Raw genomic sequence first — 13,787 nt, 5'->3', positions numbered from 1 at the left:
ACGTTTTTATTTTGTTCGTGTTTTTTTTAGCCAAAAAGGTATTTATAAGTTAAATTTGGTCTGTGCATTGACTATTTCAGCAGCAATTGTACATCTACTCACGTAATATATGTATCTAAGAATTATGCTTTGAGATGAATTATGGAATTAAATAAGCAACAAACAGCCTCACAAAAAAATCGCTCTTATATTATTGCAGAAAATCTTGGCCAGTTGATTTTAACCAGCACCTATTTACCGGATTCCATTTTACCTAGCGAATTAGAATTATCAGAACAATTCCAAGCAAGTCGAACAGCTATAAGAGAAGCTATAAAAATATTAGCAGCAAAAGGTATGGTATTAGCACGCCCCAAAATAGGCACCCGTGTTATGTCTCCTTCAAATTGGAATTTTTTAGACCAAGATCTCTTAACGTGGTGGTCTAATAGTGAAGAGCAATCTGTTGTAATGAAGCACTTTAAAATGGTTCGACTCGCAATAGAACCTCAGGCTTGTTATCTTGCAGCGATACATGCAACAAAAGAGCAAAAACAATCATTACAACTATTATCTAGTGAAATGCAGCTACTCGCCAAAGAATTTGACAGAGAGCATTGGGTAAAAGTTGATTATCATTTCCATTTAACTATTTACAAAGCTTGTGCCAATCCTTTTCTTATTTCTTTTGCTAATTTATTCCGTTCTATTTATCAGCGTTACTTTGATGTCATTACTAATAATGAGGTTATAGAGGTCGAAATTCATCAACAACTTGCCAATGCAATTATTCATGGTAAAAGTACAATAGCACTCGACCTTTGCTATAACTTACTAACAATTACCCAAAAACAAGACTAACAACACAATATCCCATTGAAGCTTTAATTTATTTGTATAGGTAACTGATGTTCAAAACAGCGAAAAATATGTCTGGCCTTCCATGGATTGCGGCAATGGCCTTTTTCATGCAAGCGCTCGATGCCACCATTTTGAATACGGCTTTACCCGATATTGCAAGAAGCCTTGATCACTCGCCGCTTGCAATGCAATCAGCTGTAGTCAGCTATACGCTTACTGTTGCGCTATTAATTCCTGTAAGCGGCTGGTTTGCTGATAGATTTGGTACAAGGCGTATATTTATTTTAGCAGTTTCCTTATTTTCTCTTGGTTCATTACTTTGTGCCCTTTCGCCATCCTTAAATTTCTTAGTAACCTCTAGAGTTATTCAGGGTATTGGTGGGGCAATGATGATGCCAGTCGCCCGTTTAGCCTTAATAAGGGCTTACCCTCGAAGTGAGTTACTACCCATATTAAATTTTGTCACTATTCCAGGTTTAGTTGGCCCAATATTGGGGCCTCTGTTAGGTGGTATCTTAGTCACCTATGCAACTTGGCATTGGATATTTATTATTAATATTCCTATAGGTGTTTTAGGTATTTTTTATGCCTTGAAACATATGCCAGACTTTAAAATGCCAAAACGTAAATTTGATACGCTTGGGTTCTTATTGTTTGGCTTTGGCTTAGTCATGCTATCTGTCAGCTTAGACTTATTTGGTGATAAATCGCTTCCTACCTCTGTTCCTGCAATTATTGTCTTAGTGGGTTTTCTCTTCTTATTTATTTATGTTCTTCACGCAAGGCGAGTTAAGCATGCAATAATTCCACTAAATCTATTTAAAACGCGCACTTTTTCTATTGGGATCAGTGGTAATATCGCAACACGCTTGGGAACAGGCAGCATTCCTTTTTTAATGCCATTAATGTTGCAAGTGGGTTTTGGTTACGAAGCCGTTGTGGCAGGAATGATGATGGCGCCACTAGCAATAGGTTCAATCACTGCTAAATCTGGGGTTACTCGGATCCTGACTAAATACGGCTACCGTAATACATTATTTGTTATCACCATAATTATTGGATTAATGATCGCCCAGTTTTCCTTGCAATCACCAAGTATGTCGATTTACCTGTTAATTGCACCTTTATTCATTTTAGGAATGGTGATGTCAATACAGTTTACCGCGATGAATACTATTTGCTTGGCTGATTTAACAGACAATAATGCAAGTGCGGGAAATAGTATGTTAGCGGTGACTCAGCAACTCTCGATAAGCTTCGGTATTGCAGTCAGTGCCGCAATCTTAAATTTCTATGGTGGACAGCCTAATAGCAATACGGTCGATAATTTTCACTATACTTTTATTACCGTTGGTGTCATTACGCTTATCTCAGCTTTTGTCTTCTTATTATTAAGTAAGACAGACGGTGATAATTTAATAAAAAATAAAACCAAAAAAGCGAAGAATTAATATTTTTTAACCGATTGGCGCTCAATTAGCTCAGGGGTAAGAACCAAAATGCTCGCCTTTGCCTCTGGGTTATCCATACGATAAATAAGTTGGTCAACAGCCTGTTGGCCTAACTTATCTTTTGGCTGATGAATTGTTGTAAGTGGTGGGATCATATAAGGCGAGAGATCGATATCATCATAACCAATGATTGAAATATCATCAGGCACTTTCAAGCCCTTTTGGTATATCGCTTGATAAGCACCCACCGCCATCGCATCATTACCTGCAAAAATAGCCTCGGGAGGGGTAGGTAAACTGAGCAGTTTATTCATGGACTCAAACCCACCAGCAAATTCAAAATCACTGAAAATGATATAATCATCATAAATATTAATGCCGCCATCAGTCATGGCTTGAATAAAACCTTGATGACGTGCTCTTGCTGGTGATTTATCTTGTGGCCCTGCAATACATGCAATACGAGTGAAACCTGCTTTAATAAGGTAACGAGTGGCTATTTCCCCACCAAGAAAAGAGTTATCTTGAATAATGTCTCCATCTAACTCGAATGGAGACCAGTCCATCATAACCGTTGGCACAGCGGGGTAACGAGCCAAAACATGTTTTGATGGCCCCTGTACTTCTGTGCACATAATCAGTAACCCATCAACACGCTTTTGTAGCAATGTTTCTAAGCTATGATTCATTCGCTGAAGGTCGCCCTCAGTGTTGCACAAAATCAAACTATAACCGCGTTCGTAGCAACTACGTTCTACACCCCGCACTACCTCAGCGTAGAATGGGTTATTACTTGTTGTCAGTAACATCCCAATCGTATTCGTGCGATTCATTTTTAAACTACGTGCCAGCGCAGAGGGGGCATAGTTTAACTCTTCAATCGCATTTTTAACGCGTACAGTAATGCTCTCGCTGACATAGCGATTTTGATTAATAACGTGAGAGACGGTGGATGTCGACACCCCCGCAAGGCGTGCCACATCTTTCATTGTTGCCACAAGTTAATCCTGTTGAGTCAAAAACTGGTCAATTTCTTTACGCCATGGAACAGAGGGTTGAGCTCCAGGGCGAGTCACAGCTATCGCTGCTGCCGCATGGGCAAAAATAATCGCTTCTTCGTCAGCCTTACCTTCCAGCAGTGCAGTAACGTAAGCCCCATTGAATGTATCACCTGCGGCAATAGTATCCACTGCTTTTACGCGAAATGCAGAAATTATTTTACCTTCTGCACCTTTTTCACTATACCAAACGCCTCGAGAACCGAGTGTTATCATCACTTTACTGATACCTTTTTGATGTAAGACTTCAGCCGCATCCTGAGCACCTTGATTATCATTAACCGCAATGCCTGTTAAATGTTCAGCTTCTGTTTCATTTGGTGTGATAATATCCACTAATGATAATAATGAATCAGGTAAAGATTGAGCGGGTGCAGGGTTCAAAATGACTTTTGTATTGTTTTTCTTCGCTATTTCAGCAGCCATTTGTACTGTTTCAATGGGAGATTCCAGTTGCATCAATACCGCATCCGCTTCCACAATTTTTTGCTGATAATGTCCTAACCTTTCCTTGGTAAGTTGCGCATTTGCACCTGCATTGATACCAATCGTATTTTCCCCTTGTTGATTCACATAAATGAGGGCGACACCTGTCGTTTCACCTTCAATGGCATCAATACATTCGGTTTTAATGTTATCGAGAGATAACTGTTTTTTTATACTCGCCCCAATATCATCATCACCAACACAGGCAATAAATGTTATGTCAGCACCACTGCGACCAGCAGCAACAGCTTGGTTAGCGCCTTTTCCACCAAACGCAACTTGGTAATGATCACCTCTAACTGTTTCACCCGGTTGAGGGAAATGCTTAACATTTAATATATGATCAGCATTGATACTACCGAGAACCACCAGCTTTGCTGTACCCATAACGTTTATTTCCTTTTTTGATGACCCAATGAATTGCAAACTAAAATAAACCGCCGCAGTATGCCGCGGCGGTTTTTATCTTATTGTTTTACCACTAATTCTAATTCAACCGGAACCGTTGGAGCCACTTTTTCACCTTTTAAGACTTTATCTGCAATCTGAACACCAACAATCCCAATTTGGTCTGGGCGCTGTGCAATCGTTGCACCTAATTTTCCGCCTTCAACGGCTTTGATACCATCATTTGTTCCATCAAAACCGACAACCAGAACATCGGTACGGCCTGCGGTTTGCAGAGCTCTTAACGCCCCTAATGCCATTTCATCGTTTTGTGCAAATACAGCTTGAACAGCTGGATGTGCCGTTAACAAGTTTTGCATTACGTTCAAGCCTTTTGTTCTATCGAAATCAGCCGGTTGGCTCGCCAGTAAATTGAATTTGTGCTCTTTCGCACCGGTGTTAAAACCTTCACCGCGCTCACGTGCGGCTGATGTGCCTGAAATGCCTTCTAATTGAATAACTTTAGCCTCACTGCCTGTTTTTTGTGCAATGTAGTCAGCGGCCATCTTCCCGCCCATGCGGTTATCAGATGCTACATGGCTGACAACTTCACCTTTGTTAGCCGCTCTATCTAAAGTAATTACAGGTATATTCGCTTTATTCGCCATTAATATTGAGTTACCCACTGCATCTGAATCTGTTGGGTTAATTAACATTAATTTTGTACCGCGAACGGTTAAATCTTGTACGTTTGCTAACTCTTTGGCTGGGTTGTCTTGAGAATCTAAAACAATCAGCTCATAACCGAGTTTATCCGCTTCTTTTTGTGCGCTGTCTTTCATCGTCACAAAGAATGGGTTATTCAATGTAGAAATTACGAGTGCAATGCTATCTTTCGCCATCGCATTCACACTAACCGTTGCACTCAGTGCAACTGCAGATAATAACGTTGCTAGTTTGTTCAGTTTCATAATAATTTTCCTGTAGGGTTACTTTTTATTATCAACAAGTACAGCAAGTAAGATGACGACAGCTTTAACAATCATCTGGTAGTTTGACGAAATACCTAATAAGTTTAATCCATTGTTTAAGAAACCAAGGATAAGCGCACCAATCAATGTTCCGACGATACGCCCCTTACCACCAGCAAGGCTGGTACCACCAAGTACAACCGCAGCGATAGCATCAAGTTCATACCCATTACCTGCCATTGGCTGAGCTGATGATAAACGTGCAACTTCAATGACACTCGCCAATGCCGCTAGCAGTCCACATAAGGCATAAACCACTATTTTAATGCGGTCGACATTAATACCAGAAAGACGAGTAGCCGCTTCATTCCCACCAAGTGCGTAGATATAACGACCAAGGCGAGTATGGTGCAACATATACCATGCCGCAGCAAAAACGATGATCATTAACCAGACTGGGGTAGGAATACCAAATGGGCGGCCAATACCAAACCAACCAAATAAGTCTGCGTTATCACTAAATCCTGTATTGATAGGGCTGCCGTCTGTGTAAACTCGTGTCACACCGCGCAGCAGTAGCATCATGACTAAAGTCGCAATGAAAGCTTGGACTTTTCCTTTTGCAACAATCACTCCTGTACATGCACCGATAGCGGCACCGAGTGCTAGTGCTCCCGCAACAGCCACTAATGCGTTAACTTCAGCCCCGACCATTGAGGCTGCAACTGCTCCCGTTAAGGCTAATAAGGACCCAACAGAGAGGTCAATTCCAGACGTTAAGATAACTAATGTCATTCCAACGGCCATAATGGCATTAACGGAGGTTTGTTGTAGGATATTGAATAGGTTATTAACCGTAAAAAAATTCGGGCTTAATGTTGATACGATGGCAATCAAAACTAATAGTGCGATTAATGATTTTTGCTCCATCAGCCATGCTTTGCTGAACCAACGTTTTGATGATGCGGTAGTTGAACTCATACTGATAACTCCTGAACTGAGCCATAATTTTTACCCACGGCGGCTGCCATTAAGGCTTCCTGCGTCGCGTCTTTGGCTGAAAATTCACCACTGATATGACCTTCGTGCATCACCAAAATGCGGTCACTCATTCCTATTACTTCAGGCATTTCTGAAGAAACTAAAATGATACTCAGCCCTTCTTTTTTAAATTGGTTAATTAATTGATAGATTTCTTTTTTAGCACCAACGTCTACACCGCGAGTTGGTTCATCAAGGATCAGTACTTTTGGTCTTGTCATCAAGCCGCGCGCAATGGCCACTTTTTGCTGATTACCACCTGAAAGATTGCCAATTATTTGGTCCATTGACGGGGTTTTAATATTGAATAACCGAATGAAATCGCTAACGGTTTGCTGTTCTTCCCCATGCTTAAGGCTTCCTCCCGCACGACTGAAATAACGTAATGCTGTCAATGACATATTTTCTTTCACTGACATACCTAATACTAATCCATCACGTTTACGGTCTTCTGAAATATAAACAATGCCATTATTCAGCCCGTCTTGTGGTGTTTTCAGTGTTACGAGTTTGCCTTCCAGTTTTATCGTGCCCGATTTTTTTGTCGCCGCGCCGTAGATGATTTTCATCAACTCTGTACGCCCCGCGCCCATCAAACCCGATACACCTAAAATTTCCCCGCTCCTCAGGGTAAAGTTGGCATTTGTTACACCAGGCCCAGATACGCCTTCAAGTTGCAGCCTAATATTTCCGGTTTCTACCTCAACTCTTGGATACTGGTCTTCAAGTTTACGACCAACCATCATTTCAATGAGTTTTTCTTCTTCTAATTCACTCACGGGTTTCTCACCAATAAACTGGCCATCGCGAAACACCGTTACATCGTCGCAAATTTCAAAAATTTCTTTTAAACGATGGGAAATATAAACAATACCGCAGCCTTGAGCTTTTAAGTCTTCGATAACTCTAAATAAGGATTCTGTTTCTGTGTCGGTTAGCGCATCTGTGGGTTCATCCATAATAATGACTTGTGATTGAAAGCTCAGGACTTTAGCGATTTCCACCATTTGTTGTTCGCCGATAGAAAGCTCTGCAATAGTTTGATGGCTATCATAATCAAGGTTAAGCCGTTTAAGCAGTTTGTCAGACTCACTGAACATTTTTTTCCAGTCAATTTTGCCAAACGCATTAACATACTCTCGACCAAGAAAAATATTCTCTGCGATGGTTAATTCAGGTATTAAATTAAGTTCTTGGTGGATAATCCCTATTCCTGCTTCTTGGGAGCTTTTAGGGCCATTGAATGCGACTTCTTTACCTAAATAGCGGATTTGACCAGCATCTTTTTTATAAATACCCGTCAGCACTTTCATCATGGTTGATTTGCCAGCCCCATTTTCCCCCACCAGCGCCATGACTTTTCCTGGGTAGACATTTAATGTCGCACCACTGAGGGCCTTTACCCCTGGAAATGATTTATCGATCCCGATAAGTTCTAATAAAGGTTGCATAATCACCTCAGAAAGTCACACCAGAACAAAGAATAATGTTAGCGAACGGTGAACATTCTCCGGTACGGATCACCGCTTTACTGTCATGAGTCAGCTGTTTAAAACGTTCATGGCTGCAATAAATAATTTCAATCGTATTATTTTGGGTGACTTCTAACTGTTGTAAGTGAGCTAAAATAGCGTCTTCCATTTGTGGGTTAATGGTACTGATTTCCTCAGCTAGAATGGCTTTTTCGACTTGCATCTCTTGAGTAATGACACTTAAAACTGACATGAAATCGGGTAAGCCTTGAGTAATGGCTAAATCAATACGCTCCGTTCCTTGAGAAATAGGCAAACCTGCATCAGCAAGCGTTATTTGGTCCGTATGACCTAACTTGGCAATTACAGAGGTAACGTTGGCATTAAGTAAAACACCCTTTTTCATTTTTCACCGCCATTCTAGTAAGCGAAACGTTTCGCTCATGTAATCATAGTAAAGATAAGTCACAACTCAATATTGATGGTTGATATTTGTGATCAATATCGAAACGTTTCGTTCGCATTAGAAATACTTAAAAACAATAACTTATTGAATCACTTGTAGCTGAATCGTTTTTTCTTATTTATTGGGGCATGTCAAAGAAAAATGGAAAAATAGGTCGCAGTATGTAATAAAAGAAATTGATAGTTTTGATATCAACACCTCTATTAATAAAAGGAATGAATAATGCAGCTTGCTGAACGAATTGCCCAACTAAGCAATTACCTTGAAAGCGGTTTATATGAACGCCAGCAGGCTATTCGTTTGTGCTTATTAGCCACATTAAGCGGCGAAAGCGTATTTCTATTAGGCCCTCCGGGTATTGCCAAAAGCTTAATTGCACGAAGAATGAAATATGCTTTTCGTCATGCGAATGCTTTTGAGTACTTAATGACACGATTTTCAACACCCGAAGAAATCTTTGGCCCTCTTTCAATACAAGCGTTAAAAGATGAAGGGCGATATGAACGTTTAACTAAAGGTTATTTACCTGACGCTGAAGTCGTATTCCTTGATGAGATATGGAAAGCAGGCCCTGCCATCTTAAATACTTTATTAACCGCGGTAAATGAGCGCAAGTTCCGTAATGGTGATGAAGAAAAATCTATCCCGATGCGGTTATTAGTAACGGCATCCAATGAATTGCCTGATGCAGATAATAGCCTTGAAGCGCTATTCGACAGAATGCTAGTACGTATTTGGCTGGATAAAGTGCAAGAAAAACAAAATTTTCGCGCACTATTAACAGGAAAATCATCACTGAATGAATCTCAAATGCCGGAACATTTAAAAATCAGCGATGAAGAATACCAACAGTGGCAACAAGAAATACCCAAAATTACGCTACCCGATCACTGTTTTGAATTAATTTACCAATTACGTCAGCAACTAGATGCAACAGACAAACGGGTTTATGTTTCAGATAGGCGCTGGAAGAAAGCGGTTTATTTATTACAAGCAAGTGCTTTCTTTAATGGTCGTAATAGTGTATCTCCTCTAGATCTTGTGTTATTAAAAGATTGCCTCTGGTATGACATGCAATCTATGAATGCGTTACCACAACTATTACAGTCATTATTACAAGAAGATGGCTGGCAGCAGCGAAAGTTGACTCGAGAAATAGAGCAGACTTATCAGCAATGGATGTCATCGACCCAAGACCAAAACAACCAAGATGCATTTAAAGTCAATAAAAACAATGCGATGTTTGCTCGTAAAGCGTCATATGTATTGCCCGAAAATATCAGTGATGGTCGAATTACCCTATTTTTACATCGTCCACTGCAACTACATAATATGAAAGTGACTTTTGTAACTACTGATAAAAAATCCCTGATAACGTTTTTAAATAAAGGAACGACATTATCCGCTCACCTAAATGGGATTGGTTTTGCACAAGACATTGCCGCTGAGGTGAATAATTTAAACCAGATACAGTTATTAGATATAAGTCATCAATCATCTACTTTATATATTCAAGATAAAGCCTCATCACTCACGCCAAATACAAATAATCAAGAATGGCTAGACAAGCTAGATAAAATTCAAGGAGAAATTCAAGCCGCACGCTATCAGTTTGAAAAACAGCAGCCCAACTTATTTATTGAATCACACTGGCTTGCAGATATTGAACAAAGCTTCATGAAACTCACAGAGAAACTAAACCAATTACGTAACCAAATCACGGGTAAAGTGGCTGAATAACGATGATGAGTTTAGCCACACTAGAAATGCTGCTTTCGGTTAATGAAGGTCAATTAATCGAGGAGATAATTATCTCTTTGTTAGCAACCCCTCAATTGGCGGTCTTTTTTGAAAAACACCCTAGATTAAAAAAAGCGTTACTAAAAGATTTATCCGGTTGGAAAAAAGATCTCAAACAGCGTATGCAAGATGCGCTTGTTCCTGCTCAACTTTCAGAAGAGTTTGAACTTTATCGTCAATCTCTTGGCATATCGACAGACGCCTTTTTTATCCAATTACCAAGTGTCATAGCAAAACTTCACCAACTGGATTCTCCTTTTTACCGTGAAGCACATCAGTTACAGAGCGGGAAAATAGAAAATCGCAGTGCAAGGCAATCACTGTTTGTACAAAAATGGCGAGTCAGTTTAATTTTACAAGTGACGACTCTACATAAAGAAATGTTAGAACAAGAAAAAGAACAATTGCTGGCGGAACTACAGCGCCGATTAGCACTAAGTGGCAATTTAGAGGATATCTTAGGTGAAAATGAACGTGCTGCAGGCCGGTTGTGGGATTTAACCAAAGGTGTGAACATGACTTCCGCTTATAATGACCAATTATTAAGCCGATACAGTGAATTTTTACGTCAGCAGCCTGAATTAGAAAAAATAGCACAATTATTAGGCCGTAGCCAAACTGCACAAGCAATCCCTGATGATAGCGTGGTACTAGAACCGATGACTATCATGGAAAAAGTGCCTGAAACTGTTCCTGAGCAAGTTAATGGCTTAAATCAAAGTGACGATATTTTACGGTTATTACCTGCAGAACTCGCTATGTTAGGTCTTGAAGATATTGAATTTGAGTTCTATCGAAAATTACTTGAAAAACAGCTTCTAACTTATCGATTACAAGGAGATAGCTGGCAAGAAAGGAAAGTTCTTCGCCCAATAACACATCACCATGATGAAGAACAACCGAGAGGTCCATTTGTTGTATGTATTGATACTTCCGGTTCGATGGGCGGTTTAAATGAACGCTGTGCAAAGGCTTTTTGCCTCGCATTAATGAAAATTGCGCTGGCGGATAACCGCTCATGTCATGTGATGTTATTTTCCACAGAAATTGTGCATTACGATTTACTTTCTATTGATGGCCTAGAGCAATGTATTCGATTTTTACATCAAACATTTAAAGGTGGGACTGATCTTGCGGCTTGTTTGCAAGAAACAGCAGTAAAATTGGAATCAAAGCAGTGGATAGATGCAGATGCCGTAGTGATTTCTGATTTTGTTGCTCAGCGTTTACCTGATGAGTTGATTCAAAAAATAAAAGCCATGCAGAAGAAAGGTAAATACCGCTTCCATGCGGTATCTGTATCAAATTATGGGAAACCCAGCATCATGAAAATCTTTGACCATATTTGGCGTTTTGATACTGGGTTAAAAAGCAGGTTGTTACGCCGATTTAGTCGCTAATTACAGCATACCTTCAACGGATTCTTGCATTTCAGCACCCCATACACCACATTGCACTTGGCCAATGTGTTGGCGTTGGAGAAGTAGCATAACTAAGCGTGATTGGCCAATACCACCACCGATAGTTTGCGGCATTTCACCTTTCACTAATGCTTGGTGCCACTCTAATTCCATACGTTTTTCATCGTCAGTTAACTTTAATTGACGGGTCAAACACTCAGGACTTACGCGAATTCCCATTGAAGAAAGCTCAAATGCGTCCTGTAAAACAGGGTTCCACACAATGATGTCGCCGTTCAAACCACAAAAACCGTCTTCATTTTTTGTTGTCCAATCGTCGTAGTCTGGCGCACGAACATCATGTGATTCACCACTAGATAGCTTACCACCGATACCAATTAAGAATACTGCACCTAATTCTTTCGCGATTGCGCGTTCACGCCCTTTCGCATCTAAATCAGGATAGCGCTGTAACAATTCTTCACTGTGAATAAAGTGGATTTGGTCTGGCAGGAACGGTGCCAACCCAAACTCTTTACTTACGGCAGCTTCTGTTTCTTTTATTGCCTTATAGATTTTACCCACTGTCTGCTTCAGATAAGGAAGTGTACGTTCCTCATCTGCCATCACTTTTTCCCAATCCCACTGATCAACATAGACGGAGTGGATTGGGGTTAAGCGATCCTCGTCCGGACGCAACGCTTTCATATGCGTGTATAGACCTTGGCCTTTACTAAAACCGAAACGTCCTAATGTTTTACGTTTCCATTTAGCCAAAGAATGAACCACTTCAAAGGTTGCACCTGGAATTGATTTCACTTTTACTTGAACGGCTTTTTCACTGCCCGATAAGTTGTCTTGAGTACCATCCCCTAAACGGCTTAGGATTGGTCCTTGAACTTCAATTAACCCTAATTCTTTTTCAAGTAAACGTGAGAAATACGATTTCACAAAACTAATTTGTTGCTGATGTTCGATAAAAGACTTGTCCATAATTTATTCCCATAATTTGTTAGCTGTGTTAGCTGATGTATAGATTAAGCAACAAAATGAGGTATAAATTCAATATCCATCATTAAAAAAAGCCTTTACTGTTTATTTTAAATAAAAAAACAGGTATAAAAATGAAGAATCGTTAAAATAGAGGTGAAATAATGCCGGAAAATTATCAAATCGATAATCTCGATCGTGACATACTTCACGAATTAATGGGAAATGCGCGCATACCGTATGCTGAATTAGCAAAAAAATTCGCAGTTAGCCCCGGAACAATTCATGTCCGAGTCGAAAAAATGAAGCAAGCAGGAATTATTAAAGGCACACGTATTGATATAAACCCAAAACAATTAGGATTCGATGTTTGTTGCTTTATTGGCATTATTTTAAAAAGTGCAAAAGATTACCCAACCGCACTAAAAAAATTAGATGCCTTAGAAGAAGTTGTCGAGGTGTACTACACAACAGGGCAATACAGCATTTTTATTAAAGTCATGTGCCGTTCTATCGATTCTTTACAAGACGTACTTATCAACAAAATTCAGACCATTGATGAGATACAATCCACAGAAACACTGATCTCCTTACAAAACCCGATCTTACGAACAATCAACCCGTAGAAAAAAAATGATATAACCACATTATCCACAGGTAGATCCCAGCTCATTCACAGCGTACAATAGCGCCCTATTATTGTGAAAGAGAATCACCATGACAAAAGTAACCTTAATAAGTGGCAGTACAATGGGCAGTGCGGAGTATGTTGCCGAGCACATGGCTGAGATTTTAGAAGAACTCGGTCATGAAACTGAAATTCAACATGGCCCAGAGCTTGATGACTTAACACTTGAAGGCATATGGCTGGTGGTGAGCTCAACACATGGTGCAGGTGATCTGCCTGAAAATATTCAACCTCTTTTTGATTCAATAGAAGAAAGCGCTCCTGATCTAAGCGAAGTCCAATTTGGCTCTGTTGGGATCGGTAGCTCTGAATATGACACTTTCTGTGGTGCTATCCACAAAATAGATGCGTTATTAATCAAGCAAGGGGCTAAAAGGATCGGTGAATGTTTGGAAATTGATGTCCAACAACACGAAATACCGGAAGATCCCGCTGGAGAATGGGTTAAAATTTGGGCAAACGAACTCTAAATCGATTAAAAAAACAGCAATCAACTGTGGATAACTCAGGGAAGATCCCGGTATTAACCCGTAGTTATCCAGAGTATAAGTTTTTAGGCTCCCAAGGCCTGTGTATAAGTACCCATTTTGATCCCAGCTTATACGCAAATGGATCACGGATCATTCACAGTATATGATCCTTTACAGTTTTATGATCTTTAAAGTGAAAATCCACTTATCCACAGAAACCGGTGATCCTAATAAAAGATCTAATAAAGAGATCTTTAAATAAAAAGA

General features: G+C 39.9%; 13 protein-coding genes. 6 read left to right on the top strand and 7 right to left on the bottom strand.

Annotated features, from left to right (window positions below; translation table 11 throughout):
- Positions 1-141: 141 nt before the first annotated feature.
- Both PR725_RS15865 and mdtD read left to right on the top strand, forming a co-directional pair.
- Positions 142-840: a FadR/GntR family transcriptional regulator gene (locus tag PR725_RS15865; RefSeq protein ID WP_109912559.1), complete on the top strand. Its 699-nt coding sequence runs from the start codon at positions 142-144 to the stop codon at positions 838-840.
- A gap of 47 nt (positions 841-887) precedes the next feature.
- Positions 888-2,291 carry a multidrug transporter subunit MdtD gene (mdtD, locus tag PR725_RS15860; RefSeq protein WP_109912558.1) on the top strand — a complete coding sequence of 468 codons (1,404 nt, stop codon included), beginning with the start codon at positions 888-890 and terminating at the stop codon, positions 2,289-2,291.
- On the opposite strand, the gene rbsR is transcribed toward mdtD, so the two are convergent.
- From rbsR to rbsD, 6 genes are all read right to left on the bottom strand, one after another.
- Positions 2,288-3,289, bottom strand: a complete 1,002-nt coding sequence (rbsR, locus tag PR725_RS15855; protein ID WP_410479536.1) for a ribose operon transcriptional repressor RbsR — start codon at positions 3,287-3,289, stop codon at positions 2,288-2,290. The genes mdtD and rbsR overlap by 4 nt on opposite strands.
- 3 nt (positions 3,290-3,292) lie before the next feature.
- Positions 3,293-4,222 (bottom strand): ribokinase, encoded by a 930-nt coding sequence (gene rbsK, locus PR725_RS15850; RefSeq protein WP_004906700.1) that lies wholly within the window; start codon positions 4,220-4,222, stop codon positions 3,293-3,295.
- Between the two features lie 80 nt (positions 4,223-4,302).
- The gene (gene rbsB / locus PR725_RS15845; protein WP_004906703.1) at positions 4,303-5,193 is read right to left on the bottom strand and encodes a ribose ABC transporter substrate-binding protein RbsB; all 891 of its coding nucleotides are present in this window, start codon (positions 5,191-5,193) and stop codon (positions 4,303-4,305) included.
- 18 nt (positions 5,194-5,211) lie between these two features.
- Entirely contained in the window at positions 5,212-6,174 is a 963-nt protein-coding gene (gene rbsC / locus PR725_RS15840) for a ribose ABC transporter permease (RefSeq protein ID WP_004906340.1), read from the bottom strand.
- Positions 6,171-7,685 carry a ribose ABC transporter ATP-binding protein RbsA gene (gene rbsA, locus PR725_RS15835; RefSeq protein WP_109912557.1) on the bottom strand — a complete coding sequence of 505 codons (1,515 nt, stop codon included), beginning with the start codon at positions 7,683-7,685 and terminating at the stop codon, positions 6,171-6,173. Before rbsA ends, rbsC begins: the two co-directional genes overlap by 4 nt.
- A gap of 7 nt (positions 7,686-7,692) precedes the next feature.
- A complete protein-coding gene (gene rbsD, locus PR725_RS15830) occupies positions 7,693-8,112 on the bottom strand; it encodes a D-ribose pyranase (protein WP_004906713.1) in 420 nt (139 codons plus the stop codon).
- A 282-nt stretch (positions 8,113-8,394) separates the two neighbouring features.
- Between rbsD and ravA the strand changes: the two genes are divergently transcribed.
- Both ravA and viaA read left to right on the top strand, forming a co-directional pair.
- On the top strand, positions 8,395-9,912 hold the full coding sequence (gene ravA / locus PR725_RS15825) for an ATPase RavA (RefSeq protein ID WP_272569739.1): 1,518 nt from the start codon (positions 8,395-8,397) through the stop codon (positions 9,910-9,912).
- A gap of 2 nt (positions 9,913-9,914) precedes the next feature.
- Positions 9,915-11,372, top strand: coding sequence for an ATPase RavA stimulator ViaA (gene viaA / locus PR725_RS15820; RefSeq protein ID WP_115166308.1), 1,458 nt, complete (start codon positions 9,915-9,917; stop codon positions 11,370-11,372).
- Here the strand turns inward: viaA and asnA are convergent, their stop codons facing one another.
- A complete protein-coding gene (gene asnA, locus PR725_RS15815; RefSeq protein ID WP_004906722.1) occupies positions 11,373-12,365 on the bottom strand; it encodes an aspartate--ammonia ligase in 993 nt (330 codons plus the stop codon).
- Between the two features lie 161 nt (positions 12,366-12,526).
- Here asnA and asnC point away from each other — a divergent pair, with 161 nt between their 5' ends.
- Together asnC and mioC are read left to right on the top strand one after the other, a co-directional pair.
- Positions 12,527-12,988 (top strand): transcriptional regulator AsnC, encoded by a 462-nt coding sequence (gene asnC / locus PR725_RS15810; RefSeq protein WP_004906728.1) that lies wholly within the window; start codon positions 12,527-12,529, stop codon positions 12,986-12,988.
- 91 nt (positions 12,989-13,079) lie between these two features.
- Positions 13,080-13,520, top strand: coding sequence for an FMN-binding protein MioC (mioC, locus tag PR725_RS15805; RefSeq protein ID WP_109912554.1), 441 nt, complete (start codon positions 13,080-13,082; stop codon positions 13,518-13,520).
- Positions 13,521-13,787 lie beyond the last annotated feature (267 nt).

The organism is Providencia sp. PROV255, from assembly GCF_028478065.1.
In the GTDB taxonomy this organism is placed as follows: domain Bacteria; phylum Pseudomonadota; class Gammaproteobacteria; order Enterobacterales; family Enterobacteriaceae; genus Providencia; species Providencia rettgeri.
The sequence above is the reverse complement of the archived record's forward strand: the minus strand, read 5'-3'. Positions and strand labels throughout refer to the sequence as shown.